The following is a 22,327-nucleotide window of genomic DNA, read 5'->3' on the forward strand; positions in this document are numbered from 1 at the left end:
TTTTTACTGTGCGGGTTGATAGATCTGGTCGAACACGCCGCCATCGGCGAAGAATTCGGGTTGTGCCTTGGCCCAGCCGCCGAAATCTTCGATGGTGACAAGCTTGACGTCGGCGAAGCGCTCGAGGTCTGCCTTGTCGGCCAGTTCCGGCTTGGCGGGGCGGTAGTAGTGCTTGGCCGCAAGCTTCTGGCCGACATCGGAATAGAGGTACTGCAGGTAGGCTTCGGCCACCTTGCGCGTGCCCTTGGCATCCACGTTGCCATCGACCAGCGACACCGAAGGTTCGGCCTTGATCGAAACGGTCGGAGTCACGATCTCGAAGTTGCCTTCGCCCAGTTCCTCGAGCGCCAGATAGGCCTCGTTTTCCCAGGCGAGCAGCACGTCGCCCTGTTCGCGCTGGACGAAGGTGGTGGTCGCACCGCGTGCGCCCGTATCCAGCACCGGCACGTGCTTGAAGAGCTCGGTCACATAGGCCTTGGCCTTCTCGTCGTCGCCGCCGTTTGCCTGGCGGGCCCAGGCCCAGGCCGCGAGGAAGTTCCAGCGGGCGCCGCCGGAGGTCTTCGGGTTGGGGGTGATGACCTGCACGTCGTCCTTGACGAGGTCGCCCCAGTCCTTGATGCCCTTCGGATTGCCCTTGCGGACGAGGAAGACGATGGTGGAGGTATAGGGCGCGGAGTTGTTCTCGAGCCGCTTCTTCCAGTCCGCCGGGATCTTGCCGGTCTTTGCCGCGATGGCATCGATATCGGCTTCCAGTGCCAGCGTCACCACGTCGGCCTGAAGGCCGTCGATGACGGAGCGGGCCTGTTTGCCGGAGCCGCCATGGGAGGTCTCGACCGTCACGGTCTCGCCTGTATCGGCCTTCCACTTCTCGGCGAAGGCCGCATTGAACTCCTTGTAGAATTCGCGGGTGGGGTCATAGCTGACGTTCAGCAGGGCCTGATCGGCCCTGGCGGCGGTCATGCCGGCGCCAAGCGTCGCTCCCAGTACGAGGCCAGCCGCCAGAAGCTGTCTCAAAAATTTCGTATTCATCGCCACCTCCTTGGTTTGCCATTAAACACTATCAAACCAGTCGTGTTTCAGAACGCATGTTTTTTCGACTTTGCAGGCCGCCGGAAAAAACCTTACCCTTTTTTTGCCGCAATCGTAAATGGCGCGCCCGTCCGGCGCGCCCAGGGGGCATCGATGCATGGCGCGGATGATGAGGTTTCTGGTCTTGCTGCGACAGGGCACTGGCTATTTTCGCTGCCCTCCAAGATTCAACCGATTCAATCCCGGACAGGCCTTTCCGCACCTCTTTACGGGCCCAATTTATGGTCTTACAGGCTGGTGAACCCCGGGACCGCCGGGACATCCGGGGCTGTTCCGGCCGGCCGGACACGGGATTGGACCACCAACAGGAGGAATGAGCTTGGCTCGCGTTACCCTTAGACAGTTGCTCGATCACGCTGCCGAATACGGCTATGGCGTGCCCGCCTTCAACATCAACAACATGGAACAGGGCATCGCCATCCTCGAAGCAGCGGCGGCCACCAACTCGCCCGTCATCATCCAGGCCAGCCGCGGCGCGCGCGCCTATGCCAACGACATCATCCTGTCGAAGCTGATCGACGGTCTCGTCGAGCTGCACCCCGACATTCCGATCTGCATGCATCTGGACCACGGCAACAACGAAGCCACCTGCATGTCTGCCATCCAGTACGGCTTCACCTCCGTGATGATGGACGGCTCGCTCAAGGAAGACGGCAAGACGCCGGCCGACTATGCCTATAATGCCGGCATCACCAAGCGCGTCGTCGACATGGCCCATTGGGGCGGCGTCTCGGTCGAAGGCGAGATCGGCGTTCTCGGTTCGCTCGAAACCGGCGAAGGCGAGAAGGAAGACGGCCATGGCTTCGAGGGCAAGCTCAGCCACGACCAGCTGCTGACGGATCCCGAGCAGGCCGCCCAGTTCGTGCGCGACACGGGCGTCGACGCACTCGCCGTCGCCATGGGCACCAGCCACGGCGCCTACAAGTTCAGCCGCAAGCCTGACGGTGCGGTTCTCGCCATGAACGTCATCGAGGAAATCCACCGCCGCCTGCCCGACACCCATCTCGTCATGCACGGCTCCTCCTCCGTTCCGGAAGAGCTGCAGGAAATCATCAACAAGTACGGCGGCCAGATGAAGCCGACCTGGGGCGTGCCGGTCGAGGAAATCCAGCGCGGCATCAAGCACGGCGTGCGCAAGATCAACATCGACACCGACAACCGCATGGCGCTGACCGGCGCGATCCGCAAGGTGCTCTCGGAAAACCCGTCCGAATTCGACCCGCGCAAGTATCTGAAGCCGGCCATGGAAGCCATGACCAAGCTCTGCAAGCAGCGTTTCGAGGAATTCGGCACCGCCGGCCACGCGGACAAGATCAAGCCGATCCCGCTTTCCGAGATGGCCAAGCGCTACCGCTCGGGCAGCCTTGCGCCGAAGATCTCCTGATCGCTGCATTGCGCGGCCCTTCCGGTCGCGCTAATATGAAGGAGTGGAAGGACGGGGTGTGACCCGCCCTTCCGTTTCGCTTAGTCGAGGATATGCACCCGCACGATGGCCTGCCAGCCCGTGCGGGTTTTCCTTAACTCAAGCGTGATCCTGATAGGAAACCATCCCATTTCAGATCCTCCTGTCTGACGGCAAAGCTGTTGCCTCAGCCGGGGGAGCTTGTCTTCCCCGGTGCGCCGGGCAGGCGCGGAGCGCCCTGCTTCTGCCGTCAGATGAAGGGAAGATTGTACATTTCGAATATATTGTAAACGCCTGTGCCCGGCAGCACTGCCGCCCTTGCGACAGGGTTCGGCTCGCGCTAATATGAAGGAGTGGAAGGACGGGGTTGTGACCCGCCCTTCCGTTTTACTTGACGATCAGTTCGACCCGCACGATGGCCTGCCAGCCCGTGCGGGTTTTCCTTATCTCAAGCGTGATCCTGATAGGAAACCATCCCATTTCAGATCCTCCTGTCCGACGACAAAGCTGTTGCCTCAGCCGGGGGAGCTTGTCTTCCCCGGTGCGCCGGGCAGGCGCGGCGCGGTCTGCTTCTGCCGTCAGGCAGGGAACATTAACACATTCGGATGTTCTGGAAAGATGGCGACTTGCTCAGGCATAGGCGCCGCGGCGCAGGCCCTCGACCCAGTTGCGGCAGAGCGCGATGCCGTCTTCCGGGCTGAAGCTGGCCGGATTGAGGCACCAGTTCAGCCAGAGGCCATCGAACATGGCGGCAAACTGGATCGCGGCGAGGCGGGGATTGGCGACGCGGAACCCTTCCGCTTCGGCAAGATCGGAAATCAGACTTTCCATGCGGTTGACATAGATGCCGTTGTCGCGCTGCTGGGCGGCGCTCATCTTCGGCGAGTGGAGGACGAGACTCCAGAAGACGATCCAGACGCCGAGTGTCGACTGGTCGAATATGTCGGGCGAGAAGGACGCCTCGATGCAGGCATCCATCCGGGCGGCGGGCGTATCGTCCGCCTCGGCAATTGCCGCGGCAATGCCGCTCTGGATGTCGGCCGCCATCAGCTCGAAGGCATAGGCGACGAGTTCGTTCACCTCGCCGAAATGATGGGTGATGAGACCCTGGGTCACGCCCGCTTCCGCGGCAATCTGCCGGACGGAAACCCCGGCATGTCCGTTGCGCTGGATGCAGCGCAGCGCCGCCTCTGCGAGCTGGCGCTTGCGGTCCTCTGCCGATTCCCGCCGATAGCTCGCACGGGGTTTCTGCATCATCTTCAGTCTCATCAGGCTCTGCGATCCTCTGCTGCCAGTCTTGCCGCCGGTGTGGCGCGGGCACTGGTAGCGAATTCGGCGGCGGCTGCTATACGACTTTATAATAAAGGCATTCATCTTCGGGGAAATAGGCAGAAGCGGCGTAAGCCGCGCCATTTGCGGATGGCAGCCTTGCACCCATGAAGGGGCTCGCGATCCCTTATTACCCGAAAGGCCGGCTCAATCGGTGATTTCGTAAGGCAGCGTGCCGCGCTGATCATGGCGGATCACGAGCTTGCGTTTCAGCGGCGGCACGGCCCGGCTCGGGCAACGGACCCGCTCGCAGATCCGGCAGGAAATGCCGATCGGGTCATAGGCGGCCCGGTTCGTGAGGTCGAGATCGTCGGCATAGACGAAACTGTCGGCATAGGAGATCTCGCAGCCGAGCGCGATGGCATAGCGCGGGCGTGGCGTGCCGAAGCGGGCGCCGCCCTTGGTGATCTGGGTTGCAAGGCACAGGTAGCGCACGCCATCCGGCGTTTCCGCCAGCTGGCGGATGATGCGCCCCGGCATCTCGAAGGCCTGGTGCACGTTCCAGAGCGGGCAGGCGGCACCGAAGCGGGCAAATTGCAGCTTCGCCGCACTGTGCCGCTTGGTGATGTTGCCCGCCCTGTCGATGCGGGCGAAGAAGATCGGGATGCCCTTGGCCCCCGGACGCTGCAGGGTGCTCAGCCGGTGGCAGACCTGTTCCAGCGAGGCGCCGAAGCGGGTAGCGAGAAGCTCGATGTCGTGGCGCGCCTCCCGGGCCGCCTTCAGGAACGGCTGGTAGGGCAGGATCAGCGCCCCGGCGAAGTAGTTGTGCAGGCCGATGCGGCAGATTTCGGCTGCCTCGTCCGTCCGGAAGGATGCCTCCGCAATGACTGCATCGAAGAGCGCGGTTTCCTGCAGCTGGGCGATCTGAAGCGCCAGCTGGAAATCGCGGCTCGGGGCGGGGGCGTAAGGGTTGATCGACAATCTCCGCGTCACGGGGTCGAAGCGCCGCATGTGCTCGTCGGCGGGATCGCCGCGCACCACCTCAATCCCGTGCTCCCGTTCCAGATGCTGGAGGAGGAGGGTGTGGTTCTCTCCCTCGCCAAGCCCGATCCGCGCGGCAAGCCGTTCGGCGGCCAGGTCCAGTGCGTGGATGTAGTTGTCGACGAAATGGAAGAAATCCCGGACTTCCTCGTAAGGCGTCGGTTCGGCAAGGCCGGTGGTCTGGCCCAGCCGGTCGTCGAAGCTGGCGAGCTGCTCGCCGTTGCGGCGATAGGCCTGGTGGGCGGTGATCAGCGCGTGGGCAAGACCGGGCGCGTTCTGCACCACGAGCTTCAGCTCCTGAAGGCTCGGGCTGTAGGTTTCGAAGAGCGGATCGGACAGCGCCTCCGACAGCGCGGAGAGCAGGCGGTCACCTTCGCCGGAGGAGAGATCGGCAATGTCGATCTGGAATTTTTCCGCCAGCGCCAGAAGGACGGCAGCCGAGACCGGCCGCTGGTTGTTCTCGATCTGGTTCAGATAGGAGGTGGAAATGCCGATGCGCTCGGCAAACTGGCCCTGGGTGGCGCGGTTCGCCTCCCTGATTTCCCTCACCTTGCGTCCGATATAGAGCTTGCCGATAGCCATTTCGCAAATTCGCAATTTTCACTTCGCAAATTTGTATCTTACGCATCTCTGCCCGTTCAAGCGTTTTCTTCTTGAACCATCGGCGATATTGCGGATGGCGGATGCGCCTGTAGGATTGCGGGCGGGCAGGAGACAGGAAAGCGGGAGGAATATCCCATGCGGGCAGTTCTGGAACAGTTGGAAAGCCGGCGTGCCGAAGCGCGTCTGGGCGGCGGCACCCGCCGCATCGAGGCGCAGCACGGCAAGGGCAAGCTGACGGCGCGCGAGCGCATCGACGTGCTGCTCGATGAGGGTTCCTTCGAAGAATACGACATGTATGTCACCCATCGCTGCACTGATTTCGGCATGGAAGCGCAGAAGGTGGCCGGCGATGGCGTGGTGACCGGCTGGGGCACCATCAACGGCCGCCAGGTCTATGTCTTCTCCCAGGATTTCACCGTGCTCGGCGGGTCGCTTTCCGAAACCCACGCCCAGAAGATCTGCAAGATCATGGACATGGCGCTGAAGAACGGCGCGCCCGTGATCGGCCTCAACGATTCCGGCGGCGCGCGCATCCAGGAGGGCGTCGCCTCGCTTGCCGGCTATGCCGATGTCTTCAAGCGGAATGTGGATGCTTCGGGCATCATCCCGCAAATCTCCGTCATCATGGGCCCCTGCGCCGGCGGCGCTGTCTATTCGCCGGCCATGACCGACTTCATCTTCATGGTGCGCGACAGCTCCTACATGTTCGTGACCGGCCCCGATGTGGTGAAGACGGTGACGAACGAGATCGTGACCGCGGAAGAGCTCGGCGGCGCGCGCACCCACACCGCGAAATCCTCCGTGGCTGACGGCGCCTATGAGAACGACATCGAGACGCTGGAAATGGTCCGCGCGCTCTTCGATTTCCTGCCGCTGAACAACCGCGAGAAGCCGCCGGTGCGTCCCTTCCACGACGATCCGGCCCGCATCGAGATGCGGCTCGACACGCTGATCCCGGATTCCAATACCAAGCCATACGACATGAAGGAGCTCATCCACGCGCTGGCCGACGAGGGAGACTTCTTCGAGATCCAGGAAGCCTTTGCCCGCAACATCATCACCGGCTTCATCCGCATCGAGGGGCAGACGGTGGGCGTCGTGGCCAACCAGCCGATGGTGCTGGCGGGCTGCCTCGACATCGACAGCTCGCGCAAGGCCGCCCGTTTCGTCCGCTTCTGCGATGCCTTCAACATCCCGATCCTGACGCTGGTCGACGTGCCGGGCTTCCTGCCGGGCACCGCGCAGGAATATGGCGGCGTCATCAAGCACGGCGCCAAGCTTCTCTTCGCCTATAGCCAGGCGACGGTTCCGATGGTCACGCTGATCACTCGCAAGGCCTATGGCGGCGCCTATGACGTGATGGCGTCCAAGCATATCGGGGCCGACATCAACTATGCCTGGCCGACGGCGGAAATCGCCGTCATGGGCGCCAAGGGCGCGACCGAGATCCTCTACCGCTCCGAGCTTGGCGATCCGGAAAAGATCGCGGCGCGCACGGCGGAATATGAAGAGCGCTTCGCCAACCCCTTCGTCGCGGCCGAACGCGGCTTCATCGACGAGGTGATCATGCCGCATTCCTCGCGCAAGCGCATTGCCCGCGCCTTCGCCTCGCTGCGCAACAAGCAGGTGGATACGCGCTGGAGAAAGCACGACACCATTCCGCTTTAAGGGGGCACGCGATGCCAACCCTCATGATCTGGAAAGGGCATCGCATGTTTTTCTACTCGAAGGAGATCGGCGAGCCACCGCATGTTCACGTTCTCAAGGATGGAAAGCAGCTGAAGGTGTGGCTTTCCGATCTGAGGGTGGCACGCAAGGCCGGCTTCGCCCCCACGAGGTGAGTGATATCCTGAAGATCATCGCTGAACATCAGCAGGAGTTTCGGGAGGCATGGAATGACTACTTTGGACATTGATGACCGCCAGCTTCAGGTCTCCGGCGTCGAGGTCACCGACAGCAGCATCATCTTCCTGATGGCCGATGGCCGGAAGATCGAAGCTCCGCTCTGGTGGTATCCGCGCCTCTACCGCGCAAGCCCGCAGGAGCGCGCGAAATGGACCATACTGCCTTTCGGCGATGCCGTCGGGTGGGAGGAAATCGACGAATACATCAGTGCGAAGGCATTGATCATCGGAGGGGCTGCGCCCGGCGCCACTCCCCCAGCACAAGCCGCAGAATGAGCCCGACATGATCAAGAAAATCCTGATTGCCAACCGCGGTGAAATCGCCTGCCGCGTCATCAAGACCGCCCGCAAGATGGGCATCAAGACGGTTGCCGTCTATTCGGATGCGGACCGCAATGCGCTGCATGTGGAGATGGCGGACGAGGCGGTGCATATCGGTCCCGCGCCGTCTTCCCAGTCCTATATCGTGATCGAGAAGATCCTCGAGGCGATCCGCAAGACGGGCGCGGATGCGGTGCATCCGGGCTATGGGTTCCTTTCGGAGAACGCGGCCTTTGCCGAGGCGCTGGAGAAGGAAGGCGTTGCCTTCATCGGGCCGCCGGTCGGCGCGATCCAGGCCATGGGCGACAAGATCACCTCGAAGAAGCTCGCGGCGGAAGCCGGCGTTTCCACGGTTCCGGGCCATATGGGGCTGATTGCCGATGCGGACGAGGCGGTGAAGATCTCCGCCTCCATCGGCTATCCCGTGATGATCAAGGCCTCTGCCGGCGGCGGCGGCAAGGGCATGCGCATCGCCTGGAACGACGAGGAGGCCCGCGAAGGCTTCCAGTCTTCCAAGAACGAGGCGAAAAGCTCGTTCGGCGACGACCGCATCTTCATCGAGAAGTTCGTGACCGAGCCGCGCCACATCGAAATCCAGGTGCTGGGCGACAAGCACGGCACGACGCTCTATCTCGGCGAGCGCGAATGCTCCATCCAGCGCCGCAACCAGAAGGTCATCGAGGAGGCCCCGTCGCCCTTCCTCGACGAGGCGACCCGCAAGGCCATGGGCGAGCAGGCCGTGGCGCTCGCAAAGGCCGTCGGTTACCACTCTGCCGGCACGGTGGAATTCATCGTCGACGGCAAGGCCAACAAGTTCTACTTCCTCGAGATGAACACCCGCCTGCAGGTGGAGCATCCGGTCACCGAGCTTGTCACCGGCATCGATCTGGTCGAGCAGATGATCCGCGTTGCGGCGGGCGAAAAGCTCTCCTTCGGCCAGTCGGACGTGAAGCTCAACGGTTGGGCGATCGAAAGCCGCCTCTATGCCGAGGATCCCTACCGCAACTTCCTGCCCTCTATCGGACGGCTCACCCGCTACCGGCCGCCGGCGGAAGGCAAGAAGGACGATGGCACCATCGTGCGCAACGATACCGGCGTCTTCGAGGGCGGCGAGATCTCGATGTATTACGATCCGATGATCGCCAAGCTCTGCACCTGGGGCAAGGATCGCCTGACGGCCATCGATGCCATGGGCCGCGCGCTCGACGATTTCGAGGTGGAGGGCATCGGCCACAACCTGCCGTTCCTCTCGGCCGTCATGGGCCAGGAGCGCTTCCGCTCGGGCCGGCTCACGACCGCCTATATCGCGGAGGAATTCAGGGACGGCTTTACCGGTGTGCAGCCGGGCGAGGCCATGGCCCGCAGGCTGGCCGCGATTGCCGCCCTCCTCAACCGCACCCGCGAGGCCCGCGCCGTGGAGATTTCCGGAACCATCGGAAACCACAAGCGCGTCGTCGGCAAGGACTGGGTGGTGACGCTCGGCGGAGCGAGCTTCGCGGTCACGCTGGAAGGCGGTTCGGTCCGCTTCGAGGACGGTACGTCGCTCGTCGTCGGCGGCCAGTGGCAGCCGGGCGACAGCCACGCCCACTTCACCATCGACGGCCAGCGCATGGGCGTGAAGGTCAGCCGTTCCGGTACGGGCTTCCGTCTCCGCCATGCGGGCATCGACGTGATCGCCCATGTGCGCGAGCCGCATGTGGCGGCGCTCGCGAAGCTGATGCCCGTCAAGCTGCCGCCGGATACGTCGCGCATGCTGCTTTGCCCCATGCCTGGCGTCATCACTTCGGTGCTCGTCGCCGAGGGCGATACGGTGGAAGCCGGCCAGGCGCTCGCGACAGTCGAGGCGATGAAGATGGAGAACATCCTGCGAGCCGAAAAGCGCGCCGTGGTGAAGAAGGTCGCCGTCAAGGCCGGCCAGTCTCTCGCCGTCGACGAGCTGATCATGGAATTCGAGTGATGGAGAAGGTTTCAGGCGTCGGGGGACATCTGCTGGAGGAGCCGGTCTATCATATGTCTCTGGTGATCCTGTGGGCCGCAGAATATGGCAAGCACATTGACCGTTCGTGCCGTGTCATCGACGTTGAAGTAGATGACCATACCGTCCCGCGTCATATGTCTGAGATGGGGATCCATTTCGGGGTTGCGGGTACCTTTGTGCGGGAAACGGGCAAGCCCTTCGATATCGTCATTCACCTTTCGAAGCCGGCGGCTGGCTCTCTCGAACGCCTCTTCAATCGTATCGCCAAATCCAAGATAAGAGCTGACGAAGTGGTCGAAGGCGAGATCGAGGTCTTGCCCGCTCTCCACTGTCCGGCGAATTCTATAGACCATACTGTTTCTTCTTTGCCGCAAGCAGATCCTCGATTTGCTGTCGGCTTTCCTCCTTGCTCAGGAATGGTCCCTTGCTGCGTTCGTCCAGCAGCGCCTTCAGCGCGGCGAGTTCGGCGTCTTTCTTCTCGGTCTCGTGGCGAAGGAGTTCAAGTCCCTGCTGGATCACCGCGCTCACGCTGGAATAGCGCCCTTCTTCCACCATCCGGCGGGCAAAGGCTTCCTGCTGGTCGGGTAGCGAAACAGAGGTTTTTACGGTCATGAGGCGGATCTCCAATTCAGGATATCATAATACTACTGAGTAGTATTTCGGTCAATCAAGACGGGCAGACCCCTTTGAGGGTGCCGGGGAATAAGCCGAGGAGGCAGAGCATGACGAAGAAGACCATCGAGGACTGGAAGGCGCTGGCGGAGAAGGAGCTGAAGGCTCCGGCGGAGAAGCTCGTCTGGCATACGCCCGAGGGCATCGACGTGAAGCCGCTCTATACGGAAGAGGATCTTGCCTCTTCCACCCATCTCGGTTCGCTGCCGGGCTTTGCGCCCTTCACCCGGGGCCCGCGCGCCACGATGTATACGGGCCGTCCCTGGACGATCCGGCAATATGCGGGCTTCTCGACGGCGGAGGACAGCAACGCCTTCTACCGCAAGGCGCTGGCTGCCGGGCAGCAGGGCGTTTCGGTTGCCTTCGATCTGGCCACCCATCGCGGCTACGATTCCGATCATCCCCGCGTCGTCGGCGATGTGGGCAAGGCGGGCGTGGCCATCGACTCGGTCGAGGACATGAAGATCCTCTTCGACGGCATTCCGCTCGAGAAGATCTCCGTCTCCATGACCATGAACGGCGCCGTCATTCCGATTCTGGCGAATTTCATCGTCGCGGGCGAGGAGCAGGGCGTTCCGCGGGCCGAGCTTTCGGGCACGATCCAGAACGACATTCTCAAGGAGTTCATGGTCCGCAACACCTATATCTATCCGCCGGAACCCTCCATGCGGATCATTGCCGACATCATCGAATATACGGCGAAGGAGATGCCGCGTTTCAACTCGATCTCCATTTCCGGCTATCACATGCAGGAAGCGGGCTCGACGCTGGTGCAGGAACTGGCCTTCACGCTGGCCGACGGGCGCGAATATGTGCGCGCCGCGCTGGCCAAGGGCCTGAATGTGGATGATTTCGCCGGCCGTCTGTCGTTCTTCTTCGCCATCGGCATGAATTTCTTCATGGAGGCGGCCAAGCTGCGCGCGGCGCGCCTGCTGTGGTCGCGGATCATGGAGGAGTTCCAGCCGAAGAAGGCCTCCTCCCTGATGCTGCGCACCCACTGCCAGACCTCGGGCGTGTCGCTGCAGGAACAGGACCCCTACAACAACATCATCCGCACGGCCTTCGAGGCCATGTCGGCGGTGCTCGGCGGCACGCAGTCGCTGCACACCAACTCCTTCGACGAGGCCATCGCGCTGCCGACGGAGTTTTCCGCCCGCATCGCCCGCAATACGCAGCTGATCCTCCAGCACGAGACGGGCGTCACCAAGGTGGTCGATCCGCTTGCCGGTTCCTATTATGTCGAAAGCCTGACGGCCGATCTCGCCGAAAAGGCCTGGGCGCTGATCGAGGAAGTGGAGGCCATGGGCGGCATGACCAAGGCGGTTGCCGCCGGCCTGCCGAAGCGCATGATCGAGGAAGCCGCCACCCGCCGCCAGGCCGCGGTCGACCGGGGCGAGGAGGTGATCGTCGGGGTCAACAAGTACCGGCTCGAAACCGAACAACAGATCGACATTCTCGAGATCGACAACACTGCCGTGCGTGCCTCGCAGATCAAGCGCCTCGAGCAGATCCGGCGCCAGCGCGATCCGAAGCGGGTCGCCGAGGCGCTGGCCGCACTCACGGAAGCCGCCCGTTCGGGCAAGGGCAACCTGCTGGAAGCCGCCGTCGAGGCGTCGCGCGCCCGGGCGACCGTCGGCGAGATTTCCGATGCCATGCGCGCCGTCTTCGGCGACCATGCGGCCAAGCCCGAAGTGGTGCATGACGTCTATGGCAAGGCCTATGGCGACGATCCGGAATATCAGAACCTCGCCACCCGCATCCGCGACATGGCCTCGACGCTGAAGGTCAAGCCGAAGATAATGGTCGCCAAGCTCGGCCAGGACGGGCACGACCGCGGCGCGAAGATCATTGCCTCCGCCTTTGGCGATGCCGGTTTCGAGGTGGTGGCTGGACCGCTCTTCCAGACCCCCTCGGAAGCCGCCGACATGGCCATCGCCGAGAAGGTGCATGTCATCGGCGCGTCCACGCTGACCGCCGGTCACAAGACGCTTCTGCCGCAGCTGGTGGAGGAGCTGAAGGCCAAGGGCGCCGAGCACATCATCGTCGTCTCCGGCGGGGTGATTCCCCGGCAGGACTATGATTTTCTCATGGAAAGGGGCGTTTCGGCGGTCTTCGGTCCGGGCACGAACGTGCTGGAAGCGGCCCGCGCCGTATTGGACCTGATGCAGGGAAGGTTGCGCAACGCGGTATAATCGGTTTAGGGAGAATTCCGCTAATCGATTGAAATCATTACAATCGATTTTATACTGTGCGTTGCAGCAAAAATGCTTGCTTGTCCCGTGATGCAGGAACATATGCCTTCATGAAACGTTGAGTGTAGCCCCCCAGGACGGGGCAAACAGGAGGCGAATGATGAAGACTGAAACGATTCCTCATGAACTCTGGCAGCGCCACGAAATGGAGTGGCAGGCAATCCGCGACCGTCCGGCAAATGACACTGGCTTCACGCCCCGCGTCATCTGGCAGCGCGAGGAAGAACGTTCGCCCGAACGGTCGAGCCGCCAGAACTGATCAGGTTCATCCGGAAGCATTCAAGAAGGCGCCCCTCTGGCGCCTTTTTTGCGTTCTCGTGCCCCCGGTCAGGTGGTTCTGTTGCTGGGTTCGCCCGGCTGCTGTGCTATGACGGCAGCGTGGAATCATCGAGCGGACCGGCGGAGCGCACCGAATGACAGACACCAGCCAGCAATCCCGTGCGGCGGCGCAGGACGGAACCGGAGCCTCGCGCGGCGGCGGGCATGCCGGAGGCAAACCCATGCGCATCCTCCACGTGCTTTTCTCCTCCCGCATTGCCGGTTCGGAGCGCTATTGCATCGATCTCGCGAATGCGCAGGCCGCCCTCGGCCACGAGGTGCATGTGGCCGGCATTTCGGGGTCGCCCATGGCGGGCGAGCTGTCGCCGCGGGTGAGGTTCCACGGTCTTTCCCTGCCGCTTTTCCGGGGCATGCGGCTTCGCTGGCTGGCCCGGAAGATCGGCGCGGACCTTGCCCATGCCCATCTCAGCCCTGCCTGCAAGGCGGTGGCGCGCGGGCCGAAGGGGCTTGCGAAGGTGGCGACCCTGCATGTGGGCTACAAGCCCCGCCAGCATGCCCGGCTCGATGGCGTCATCTGCGTCAACCGCGCCCAGTTGAAACGGCTCGACGATTACGGCGGAAGGGCGGTCCTGATCGCCAACTGGATGCCGGAACTCGAGGCCGGCGCCCCGCTCGACCTGCGGGCCCGGCTCAACCTGCCCCGCGGCACGCGGCTGGTGGGGGCGGTGGGGCGGCTGCATCCCAGCAAGGGGTGCGACGTTCTCGTGTCCGCCTTCCTCAAGGCATCCCCGCCGGATGCGGCGCTGGTGCTGGCAGGCGAGGGGCCGCAGCGCGCGGAGCTCGAGAAGCTTTCCGGCGGCGATCCCCGCATCCACCTCATCGGCCATTGCGCCAACGTGCCGGGCTTTCTCGCCAATCTCGATCTCTTCGTCTCGCCCTCGCGCGAGGAGACGGCCGGCCTTGCGATCCTCGAGGCCATGCAGGCCGGTCTGCCCATCGTTTCGACGGCAACCGACGGGCCGTCGGAATATCTCGCGGGACATCCGGTGACGCTGGTCGAGCCCGGCTCCGTCGATCACCTTGCGGCGGCGATCGGGGTGGCGTTCCAGCCGGACAACATTGCCGGCCTTGCCCGTGTCTGTTACGACATGCGTCCGTTTTCTCGATCGGCGGGCGTTGCCAATGTACTGCAATTCTACAGCGAGATTGCCGCAAGGCCCTGATCCGCGCGCATCCCGCGGCAAGGGGCGTTAGACCATGGCCTTCAGACCGAAGAGCGATTTCTGGAAGGTGGGCATCGTCCCCGCACCGGCTGAGGTTCTCCTGGATCCCGCCCGTCTTTCCGCCCTGACGGACAGGATCGTCTGGCTGCCCGATCCCGGCCCGTGGCGCTACCTTGCCGATCCCTTTGCGATCCGCCACGGAGATGCGCTGCATGTCTTCGTCGAGGCCTATGATTACCGCACCAAGCACGGCTTCATCGAGCGGCACGAGTTCGGACCGGAACTCGAATGGCGGGGCAAGGAGGTGGCGCTCCAGGCGCCGGTGCACCTTTCCTATCCCTTCCTGATCGAGGAGGATGGCGAGATCTTCATGCTGCCGGAAAGCCACAAGGCAGGCGAGCTCGTCCTCTGGCGGGCGGTGGACTTTCCGCGCGGCTGGGTGCGGGAAGCCGTGCTGCTCAAAGACATGCCGGTGGCCGAGGCATCCGTCATCCGCCACGCGGGCCGCTGGTGGATGTTCTACACGCTCGTGGGCTCGGGCGCGCGCGACCAGCGCGAGCTGCATCTTGCCCATGCCGACCGGCTTGCCGGTCCCTGGACGGTTCATCCCGGCAATCCCGTTCTCGTGGACAAGGCCGGCGCGCGCCCGGGGGGAACCCCCTTTGCCGACGGGCAAGGAAACCTGCTCCTGCCCGTCCAGGATTGCCACATCACCTATGGCGGGGCGCTGCGCTTCCTGCGGTTCGACCGGCTGGAGCCGGAGGCGGTCGTTTGCAGCCATCTGCCCGTCAGCCTGACCGGCGGGCTTGCCGCCCGGGATTACCCGGACGGGCTCCATACGTTTTCCGCCTGCGGAGACCTGACGCTCATCGACGTCAAGCGCATCTCCCGTTCCTATGGCCGGCATCTCGTGAACCTGCAGCGGCGGCTGTTTCGCAGGCGGCTCCGCTGAGCGGCGTCGCGCTGCCCGTCGTCACAGCGCGGTGCGCACCCGCCAGAGTTCGGGGAAGAGCACCACTTCGAGCATCCGCTTCAGATAGGAGACCCCGACCGTGCCTCCGGTGCCGCGCTTCATGCCGATGACGCGCTCCACCGTGGTCACGTGGTTGAAGCGCCAGCGGCGGAAATAATCCTCGAAGTCGATCAGCTTTTCCGCCAGTTCGTAGAGTTCCCAGTATCTGCGCGGATCGCGATAGACCTCCGCCCAGGCTTCGAGAACCTTCTCGCTCTCGCCGCGCGTTCCGTCCGGATTGACGACGGAGCCTTCGCCGATGTCGAAGCCGTTGCGGGCAAGCAGCTGGACGGCCTCGTCGTAGAGCGCGGGCTCCGCGAGGATGGCTTCGAGTTCGCGCATGATGTCGGGGTCGTGCGCATGCGGCTTCAGCAGCGTCAGGTTCCGGTTGCCGGCCAGAAACTCGATCGCCCGGTACTGCCAGGACTGGAAGCCGGAGGACTGGCCGAGCGCATCGCGGAAATCGGTATATTCCGAAGGCGTCATGGTGCGCAGCACGTCCCAGGCGCTGTTCAGCTGTTCGAAGATGCGGGCCACGCGGGAGAGCATCTTGAAGGCGGGCTGGAGATCGTTGGCGCGCAGGCATTTCAGCGCGGCGCGGATCTCGTGGATCGCGAGCTTCATCCAGAGCTCGGAGGTCTGGTGCTGGATGATGAAGAGCAGCTCGTCATGGGCGGTGGAAAGGGGGTGCTGCGCATTGAGCACCTTCTCCAGGCTCAGATAGTTGGAGTAGGACATGCGGCGCGAGAAATCGAGCACCGCCCCTTCATGGGTCTCGCCGTTCTTCTCGGTCATGTCAGGTCACCTTGCCCTTCTTCTGGTATTCCGGCTTCTCGTAGAGCCTCTCCTTCATCACGCGCTCCAGAACCTCCGCCGCCTTCACGGCGTCTGCGGGCGTGACATAGAGCGGGGTGAAGCCGAAGCGGATGATGTTGGGCGCGCGGAAGTCGCCGATCACCAGATGGGCGATGAGCGCCTGCATGATGGCAAAGCCCTGCTCGTGCCGGAAGGAGACCTGGCTTCCGCGCTGCTCGGGATTGCGCGGCGAGGCGAGCGTCAGCGTCGGGCAGCGGGCCTCCACCTCGCGGATGAAGATCTCGCAAAGCTCGATGGAACGGGCGCGCACATCCGCCATCTCGATCCCGTCCCAGACGGAAAGGGCGGCATCGAGCGCGGCCATGGAAAGAACCGGGGGCGTGCCGGCGCGCATGCGGTCGATGGAGCCTGCCGGGCGATAGCCGAGCTCGAACTGGAAGGGCGCGTCATGGCCGAGCCAGCCGGAGAGCGACGGCGTGATCTTCTCCTGAAGTTCGGGGCGGACATAGATGAAGGCCGGAGCGCCCGGGCCGCCGTTCAGATACTTGTAGCCGCAGCCGATGGCGAAATCCGCACCCGCCCCGTGGAGGTCCACCGGGAAGGCGCCGGCGGAATGGGCGAGATCCCAGATGGTCAGCACGCCATGCGCCCTTGCCTTCGCGGTCAGCGCCTTCATGTCGTGCTTGCGTCCGGTGGCGTAATCCACCTCCGTCAGCATCAGCACGGCCACGTCGTCGCCGATCGCCGCCTCGACGTCGTCGGGGGCGACCACCTTCAGGCGGTGGCCCTGGCCCATGGTCTCGATCACGCCCTCGGCGATGTAGAGGTCGCTCGGGAAGTTGCCGGTATCGGACAGGATCACCTTCCGCTCCCCGGCAAGCCGGAGCGCTGCCGTCAGCGCCTTGAACAGGTTGATCGAGGTCGAGTCGGCGGCAATGACGGAGCCCTCGGGTGCGCCGATCAGCCGGCCGATCTTGCGGCCCACCTCGGCGGGCAGGTCGATCCAGCCGCAGGTGTTCCAGGCGCGGATGAGCTCGTGGCCCCAGCTGTGGTTCACCTCGCGGGCCACCCTTTCGCGCGCAGCCCGGGGCAGGGCCCCCAGCGAATTGCCGTCCAGATAGATGACGCCCTCGGGCAGGTCGAAGAGCGTGCGGGTCTTGTCGAAAATCGATGCGGTCATGTCTGTCAGCCGTTCGTTGGGTTCTTGAGCTGGAAGCGCTGGATCTTGCCGGTCTGCGTCTTGGGCAGGGCGGCAGTATACTTGACCGAGCGCGGATATTTGTAGGGTGCGATGGTTGCCTTCACATGCATCTGCAGTTCCAGCGTCAGCGCGTCGGAGGGATCGATGCCGGGCTTCAGCACCACATGCGCCTCCACGATCTGCCCGCGCGTTTCGTCCGGCGCGCCGATGACGGCGCATTCCAGCACGTGCGGATGGGTCAGCAGGGCCGCCTCCACCTCGGGGCCTGCGATGTTGTATCCGGCGGAAATGATCATGTCGTCGGCGCGGGCGGCGAAATGGAAGCGCCCGTCCTCGTCCTGGTAGAAGGCGTCGCCCGTCAGGTTCCAGCCCTGCTTCACGTAGTTCCTCTGCCTGTCGTCGGCGAGGTAGCGGCAGCCGGTCGGGCCGCGAACGGCGAGCTTTCCGACGGTGCCGCGCGGCACCTCGTTCATGGCGTCGTCGACGATCCGCGCCTCGTAGCCGGTCACCGGCCGTCCCGTTGTGCCGGGGCCGCGGTCATCCAGCCGGTTGGAGATGAAGACATGCAGCATCTCGGTCGCGCCGATGCCGTCGAGGATCGGCTTGCCGGTCTTCTCCACCCAGCTTTCGTAGACGGGGCCGGGAAGGGTTTCGCCGGCGGAAACGGCGATGCGCAGGGAGGAAAGGTCCGCCCCCTTGTCCATCGCCGCCAGCATGGCCCGGTAGGCGGTGGGGGCGGTGAAGCAGATGGTGGCCCTGTAGGTCTCGATGATGTCGACCATGTTGGGCGGGGTCGCGTGCTCCAGAAGGGCCGCCGCCGCGCCGAAGCGCAAGGGGAAGATCGCAAGCCCGCCAAGCCCGAAGGTGAAGGCGATCGGCGGGGAGCCGACGAAGACGTCGTCCGGCCGGACCTGAAGCACCTCCTTCGCATAGGCATCGGCGATGATCAGCAGGTCGCGGTGGAAATGCATGGTCGCCTTCGGATTGCCTGTCGTGCCGGAGGTGAAGCCGAGCAGCGCCACGTCGTCCCGTCCCGTGCGGACGGCCTCGAAGCGCACCGGCTTGTCGAGGGCCACCCGGTCGAGTTCGGCATCGTGGTTGGCGGTGCCGTCGAAGCCGACGACCGTCTTCAGGAACCGGCTGTCCTTGGCGGCCAGCGTCAGCTCGTCCATGATGCGCGTGTCGCAGAGCGCCAGCGAGATTTCCGCCTTGTCGATGATCTTGGTGAGTTCGCCCGAGCGCAGCATGGGCATGGTATTGACGACGACGGCGCCGGCCTTGGTTGCGGCAAGCCAGCAGGCGATCATGGCGGGGTTGTTGGCGGAGCGGATCAGCACCCGGTTCCCGGGCTTCAGGCCGTAATTCTCGACCAGCGCATGGGCGAGGCGATTCGACCAGTCGGTCAGTTCCTTGTAGGTGCGCCTGCGGCCATTGCCGATCAGCGCGGTATTGTCGCCGAACCCCTTTTCCACCATGCGATCGGTGAGCTCCACGGCGGCGTTCAGGTAATCGGGATAGTCGAAGCCTTCGAGCAGGAAATCCGGCCATTCCTCCACAGGCGGCAGGTTCTTGCGGGCAAAATCGTCCACATGGGCTGACGGACTAAGCATCACGGGTGCTCCCCCCTTGGCGGGCTATTTTCGTTTTTGGATTATGGGTGCGCCTCTCTAAAGACGCTGGACCACTCCGGGTCCTCTACGGTCACCGCGTGTCACGGGCCGGAATGCACCCAAGTTTGCACACGGCTCGCTTTATTTCAAGCTTGAAATAACAGCCTTGATTGCCGCTGCCGGCGTGGCTAGGCTCCTGCCGACAGCAAGGGAGGACGGGCATGTTCGGACAGAGGGTAAGCGATTTCGAGGTTGCCTACCAGAACGGGGCGCATATCGCGGGGTCGGAGCGCTGGCCCGATGCCTGGGACAGGCCCGCAGCCCGCTTCCGCGCGGCGCTTCAGGAGAAGGGACGGGCGGAGCTCGACATCGCCTATGGCGACAATCCCCGGCATCGATACGATCTCTTCCTGCCGGAGGCCAAGCCGAAGGGACTGGCGGTCTTCGTCCATGGCGGCTACTGGATGGCCTTCGACAAATCCACCTGGTCGCATCTGGCGGCAGGCGCCCTGGCCCATGGCTTCGCGGTTGCCATGCCCTCCTACCGGCTCGCGCCGGAGGCGACGATTGCCGAAATCGCGCGGGATGTGGGTGCGGCCATCTCCGCGGCGGCCGGCCGGATCGGCGGGCCGATCCACCTTGCCGGGCATTCGGCGGGCGGGCACCTCGTCACCCGCATGGCCTGCATGGATGCGCCGCTGCCGGCGACCGTGCAGGCGCGGATCGCCCATGTGCTGTCGCTGTCCGGCGTCCACGATCTGCGCCCCATCATCCGCACGGACATGCGTCCGACGCTGAGGCTCGACGAGGAGACGGCGCGGGCCGAAAGTCCGGCGCTGCTGCGCCCCGTCGACGGCACCCGGCTGACCTGCTGGGCAGGGGGTGCGGAGCGGGCGGAATTCCGCCGGCAGAACGCGCTGCTCGCCAATATCTGGATCGGGCTCGGGGCAACCACCTTTGCCTGGGAAGAGCCGGACCGGCATCACTTCGACGTCATCGACGATCTGGCGGATCCCGCCTCGCTGCTCGTGCGCACCTGGATCGGCTGATCCTCACGCGCCGAGCCAGACCTTGATGACGAGCGCGACGAGCCCCGTCGCGCCGACGCCCAGCAGCCAGAGCGCCACGAACCAGACGAGCCGGCTTTTCATCGGGGCGCCTGCCATCAGTGGTACCCGTCGTCTTCCGAGATCTTGCCGCGGAACACCCAGTAGGAATAGGCGGTGTAGCAGAGGATCATCGGCACCAGCACGACGGCGCCGGCCAGCAGGAAGGCCAGGCTGGAATCGGGCGCCGCGGCATCCCAGATCGTCACCGACGGCGGCACGATATAGGGATAGAAGCTGATGCCGATGCCGGCATAGCCGAGCAGGAACAGCCCGAGCGAGGCCACGAAAGGCTTCCAGTCGTGCCCGTCCCTCAGGCCGCGCAGGATCACGTAGAGGCAGCCGAGCACGAGCACCGGGACGAGGAAGGAGAACACCGCCGTCGGCCCGTTGAACCAGCGTTCGACATAGAGCGGCTCGGTAAAGGGCGTCCAGAGGCTGAAGATGCCCATGGCGCCGACCGTGCCGAAGGCCGCGATCCGGGCGATCGTCCGGGCCCGTTCGTTGAGCGGTCCGTCGGTCTTCATGGCGAGCCAGGTGGCGCCGAGCAGCGTGTAGCCGATGACCAGCGCCACGCCCGTGGCGATGGAGAACGGGGTCAGCCAGTCCCACCAGCCGCCGGCATAGGCGCGGTTTTCCACCTTGATGCCCTGCACGAGCGCGCCGAGGGCAATGCCCTGGCAGAAGGCCGCGACGGTGGAGCCCCATGCAAAGGCGTGGTTCCAGAGGAATTCCGCCCGCCGCGTGCGCCAGCGGTACTCGAAGGCGACACCGCGGAAGATCAGCGCCAGCAGCATGATGATCAGCGGCATGTAGAGCGCCGGCAGCACGATCGCATAGGCGAGCGGGAAGACCGCGAGCAGCCCGCCGCCGCCCAGCACCAGCCAGGTTTCGTTGCCGTCCCAGACGGGGGCGACGGAATTCATCATCAGGTCGCGGTCGCGCTTTTCCGGAAAGAAGGGAAAGAGGATGCCGATCCCGAGATCGAAGCCGTCCATGACCACATAGGCAAGGACCGCGAAGGCGATGATGGCGGCCCAGAGGAAGGGGAGGTCAATGACCATCGTGCTCTCCTTTCGTGGCGGGATGGGCAGGGTTCGGCAGGGCGTGCGTGCGCAGCGGCCCTTCGTCCAGTTCCTCTTCCGGATCCTCCGGGAGACGCTTCATCAGGCGCAGGATGTAGAAGGTGCCGGCCCCGAAGACGAGGAAATAGACGATGATGAAGGCGATCAGCGAGGTCGCGACCGCGGGCGCGGCGATGGCCGAGCGCGATTCTGCCGTCAGCAGGTGGCCGTAGATCGTGTAGGGCTGCCGGCCGACCTCGGTGGTGATCCAGCCCGCCAGCACCGCGACGAAACCCGCGGGGCCCATGGCAAGGGCGAAGCGGTGCAGCCAGGGCGCCGTCGTCAGCGTGCCCTTGTAGCGGTGGTAGAGGCTGTAGAGGCCGAGCGCCAGCATCAGCATGCCGAGCCCCACCATCACGCGGAACGACCAGAAGACGATGGCGACGGGCGGTTCCTTGTCGTCGGGAATGGTATCGAGGCCCGCGACCGGCGCGGTCAGGCCGTGATGCAGGATGAGGCTCGAGAGATAGGGGATCGAGATCGCGTAGTCGACGCGCTTTTCCTCCTGGTTCGGCAGGCCGAAGAGGATCAGCGGCGCGCCGTTCGGATGGCTGTCGAAATGCCCTTCCATGGCCATCACCTTCGCCGGCTGGTGTTCGAGCGTGTTCAGCCCGTGCAGGTCGCCGGCAAGGATCTGGATCGGCGCGGTGATGGCCACCATGCCCATCGCCATCGAGAACATCTTCGAGGCGCGCGGATCGCGGTGGCGGGCAAGCAGATGCCAGGCGCCGACGGCACCGACCACAAGCGCGGTGGTGAGATAGGCGGCAAGCACCATGTGCGCCAGCCGGTAGGGGAAGGAGGGATTGAAGATGATCGCCCACCAGTCGACGGGGATGAACTGGCCGGCCTCGTTGATCGCAAAGCCCTGCGGCGTCTGCATCCAGGAATTCACCGCGAGGATCCAGGTGGCGGAAATCAGCGTGCCGACCGCCACCATCAGGGTGGCGAAGAAGTGCAGGCCCGGGCCGACGCGGGTGCGCCCGAAGAGCATGACGCCGAGGAAGCCGGCTTCGAGGAAGAAGGCCGTCAGCACCTCGTAGCCCATCAGGGGGCCGATCACCGGTCCGGCCTTGTCGGAGAAGACGCTCCAGTTCGTGCCGAACTGATAGGACATCACGATGCCCGAGACCACGCCCATGGCGAAGGCGATGGCGAAGATCGTCTTCCAGAAGTCGAAGAGCTCCAGGTAGAGCTTGTCCTTCTTCCACAGCCAGAGACCTTCCAGCACGGCCAGATAGCTCGCCAGGCCGATGGAGAAGGCCGGAAAGATGATGTGAAAGGACACGGTAAAGGCGAATTGCAGCCGGGCGAGCAGTTCGGCATCGGCAAAAAGGGACACGGTCGGTCATCCTCCGTTTCCGGTCGCGGCCTCTGCCACGACGCTTGCTATCGCCGGTAGAATGTCGCACTCTTTTGAGGAAG

At 64.1% G+C, this 22,327-nt stretch carries 21 protein-coding genes; 10 read left to right on the forward strand and 11 right to left on the reverse strand.

Annotation, left to right across the window (positions count from 1 at the left end; genetic code table 11):
• Nucleotides 1-3: 3 nt before the first annotated feature.
• Nucleotides 4-960, reverse strand: a complete 957-nt coding sequence (locus GGR23_RS00430; protein WP_382340806.1) for a sulfate ABC transporter substrate-binding protein — start codon at nt 958-960, stop codon at nt 4-6.
• 448 nt (nt 961-1,408) lie between these two features.
• On the opposite strand from GGR23_RS00430, the gene fba reads away from it, so the two are divergent.
• Nucleotides 1,409-2,473 (forward strand): class II fructose-bisphosphate aldolase, encoded by a 1,065-nt coding sequence (fba, locus tag GGR23_RS00435; protein WP_183364129.1) that lies wholly within the window; start codon nt 1,409-1,411, stop codon nt 2,471-2,473.
• 648 nt (nt 2,474-3,121) lie between these two features.
• On the opposite strand, the gene GGR23_RS00440 is transcribed toward fba, so the two are convergent.
• Both GGR23_RS00440 and GGR23_RS00445 read right to left on the reverse strand, forming a co-directional pair.
• Nucleotides 3,122-3,748, reverse strand: coding sequence for a TetR family transcriptional regulator C-terminal domain-containing protein (locus GGR23_RS00440; protein ID WP_210296800.1), 627 nt, complete (start codon nt 3,746-3,748; stop codon nt 3,122-3,124).
• Nucleotides 3,749-3,967: 219 nt separating this feature from the next.
• Nucleotides 3,968-5,383, reverse strand: a complete 1,416-nt coding sequence (locus GGR23_RS00445; RefSeq protein WP_183364130.1) for a helix-turn-helix domain-containing protein — start codon at nt 5,381-5,383, stop codon at nt 3,968-3,970.
• 156 nt (nt 5,384-5,539) lie between these two features.
• Here GGR23_RS00445 and GGR23_RS00450 point away from each other — a divergent pair, with 156 nt between their 5' ends.
• Genes GGR23_RS00450 through GGR23_RS00465 form a run of 4 tightly spaced genes read left to right on the forward strand, consistent with a single transcriptional unit; the run spans nt 5,540 to nt 9,586 of the window.
• Entirely contained in the window at nt 5,540-7,072 is a 1,533-nt protein-coding gene (locus tag GGR23_RS00450) for an acyl-CoA carboxylase subunit beta (protein ID WP_183364131.1), read from the forward strand.
• A gap of 44 nt (nt 7,073-7,116) precedes the next feature.
• Nucleotides 7,117-7,245 carry a DUF4160 domain-containing protein gene (locus GGR23_RS22980; RefSeq protein WP_210296801.1) on the forward strand — a complete coding sequence of 43 codons (129 nt, stop codon included), beginning with the start codon at nt 7,117-7,119 and terminating at the stop codon, nt 7,243-7,245.
• A gap of 54 nt (nt 7,246-7,299) precedes the next feature.
• Nucleotides 7,300-7,584, forward strand: coding sequence for a DUF2442 domain-containing protein (locus GGR23_RS00460; RefSeq protein ID WP_183364132.1), 285 nt, complete (start codon nt 7,300-7,302; stop codon nt 7,582-7,584).
• A 7-nt stretch (nt 7,585-7,591) separates the two neighbouring features.
• Nucleotides 7,592-9,586, forward strand: a complete 1,995-nt coding sequence (locus GGR23_RS00465) for an acetyl-CoA carboxylase biotin carboxylase subunit (RefSeq protein ID WP_183364133.1) — start codon at nt 7,592-7,594, stop codon at nt 9,584-9,586.
• 11 nt (nt 9,587-9,597) lie between these two features.
• On the opposite strand, the gene GGR23_RS00470 is transcribed toward GGR23_RS00465, so the two are convergent.
• Together GGR23_RS00470 and GGR23_RS00475 are read right to left on the reverse strand one after the other, a co-directional pair.
• Nucleotides 9,598-9,960 (reverse strand): type II toxin-antitoxin system RelE/ParE family toxin, encoded by a 363-nt coding sequence (locus GGR23_RS00470; RefSeq protein ID WP_183364134.1) that lies wholly within the window; start codon nt 9,958-9,960, stop codon nt 9,598-9,600.
• A complete protein-coding gene (locus GGR23_RS00475) occupies nt 9,950-10,219 on the reverse strand; it encodes a type II toxin-antitoxin system ParD family antitoxin (protein WP_183364135.1) in 270 nt (89 codons plus the stop codon). Before GGR23_RS00475 ends, GGR23_RS00470 begins: the two co-directional genes overlap by 11 nt.
• Nucleotides 10,220-10,329: 110 nt before the next feature.
• On the opposite strand from GGR23_RS00475, the gene scpA reads away from it, so the two are divergent.
• The 4 genes from scpA to GGR23_RS00495 all read left to right on the forward strand — a co-directional run bounded on the left by scpA (nt 10,330) and on the right by GGR23_RS00495 (nt 14,985).
• Nucleotides 10,330-12,471, forward strand: a complete 2,142-nt coding sequence (gene scpA / locus GGR23_RS00480) for a methylmalonyl-CoA mutase (RefSeq protein WP_183364136.1) — start codon at nt 10,330-10,332, stop codon at nt 12,469-12,471.
• A 160-nt stretch (nt 12,472-12,631) separates the two neighbouring features.
• On the forward strand, nt 12,632-12,790 hold the full coding sequence (locus tag GGR23_RS00485; protein WP_183364137.1) for a hypothetical protein: 159 nt from the start codon (nt 12,632-12,634) through the stop codon (nt 12,788-12,790).
• Between the two features lie 154 nt (nt 12,791-12,944).
• Nucleotides 12,945-14,033, forward strand: a complete 1,089-nt coding sequence (locus tag GGR23_RS00490) for a glycosyltransferase family 4 protein (protein ID WP_246364797.1) — start codon at nt 12,945-12,947, stop codon at nt 14,031-14,033.
• A 34-nt stretch (nt 14,034-14,067) separates the two neighbouring features.
• Nucleotides 14,068-14,985, forward strand: coding sequence for a glucosamine inositolphosphorylceramide transferase family protein (locus GGR23_RS00495; protein WP_183364138.1), 918 nt, complete (start codon nt 14,068-14,070; stop codon nt 14,983-14,985).
• A gap of 21 nt (nt 14,986-15,006) precedes the next feature.
• On the opposite strand, the gene kynA is transcribed toward GGR23_RS00495, so the two are convergent.
• Genes kynA through GGR23_RS00510 form a run of 3 tightly spaced genes read right to left on the reverse strand, consistent with a single transcriptional unit; the run spans nt 15,007 to nt 18,672 of the window.
• A complete protein-coding gene (gene kynA / locus GGR23_RS00500) occupies nt 15,007-15,840 on the reverse strand; it encodes a tryptophan 2,3-dioxygenase (RefSeq protein WP_183364139.1) in 834 nt (277 codons plus the stop codon).
• A gap of 1 nt (nt 15,841) precedes the next feature.
• On the reverse strand, nt 15,842-17,041 hold the full coding sequence (gene kynU, locus GGR23_RS00505) for a kynureninase (protein WP_183364140.1): 1,200 nt from the start codon (nt 17,039-17,041) through the stop codon (nt 15,842-15,844).
• 5 nt (nt 17,042-17,046) lie between these two features.
• Nucleotides 17,047-18,672 carry an AMP-binding protein gene (locus GGR23_RS00510; protein WP_183364141.1) on the reverse strand — a complete coding sequence of 542 codons (1,626 nt, stop codon included), beginning with the start codon at nt 18,670-18,672 and terminating at the stop codon, nt 17,047-17,049.
• Between the two features lie 221 nt (nt 18,673-18,893).
• Here GGR23_RS00510 and GGR23_RS00515 point away from each other — a divergent pair, with 221 nt between their 5' ends.
• On the forward strand, nt 18,894-19,721 hold the full coding sequence (locus GGR23_RS00515; protein ID WP_183364142.1) for an alpha/beta hydrolase: 828 nt from the start codon (nt 18,894-18,896) through the stop codon (nt 19,719-19,721).
• A gap of 3 nt (nt 19,722-19,724) precedes the next feature.
• Here the strand turns inward: GGR23_RS00515 and GGR23_RS22985 are convergent, their stop codons facing one another.
• Genes GGR23_RS22985 through GGR23_RS00525 form a run of 3 tightly spaced genes read right to left on the reverse strand, consistent with a single transcriptional unit; the run spans nt 19,725 to nt 22,244 of the window.
• Nucleotides 19,725-19,838 (reverse strand): DUF2474 domain-containing protein, encoded by a 114-nt coding sequence (locus GGR23_RS22985; protein WP_210296802.1) that lies wholly within the window; start codon nt 19,836-19,838, stop codon nt 19,725-19,727.
• Nucleotides 19,838-20,842 (reverse strand): cytochrome d ubiquinol oxidase subunit II, encoded by a 1,005-nt coding sequence (gene cydB / locus GGR23_RS00520; RefSeq protein WP_183364143.1) that lies wholly within the window; start codon nt 20,840-20,842, stop codon nt 19,838-19,840. The genes GGR23_RS22985 and cydB overlap by 1 nt, the downstream gene beginning before the upstream one ends.
• On the reverse strand, nt 20,832-22,244 hold the full coding sequence (locus GGR23_RS00525; RefSeq protein ID WP_183364144.1) for a cytochrome ubiquinol oxidase subunit I: 1,413 nt from the start codon (nt 22,242-22,244) through the stop codon (nt 20,832-20,834). The genes cydB and GGR23_RS00525 overlap by 11 nt, the downstream gene beginning before the upstream one ends.
• Nucleotides 22,245-22,327 lie beyond the last annotated feature (83 nt).

It is taken from the genome of Gellertiella hungarica, assembly GCF_014197145.1.
GTDB classification, from domain to species: Bacteria; Pseudomonadota; Alphaproteobacteria; order Rhizobiales; family Rhizobiaceae; genus Gellertiella; species Gellertiella hungarica.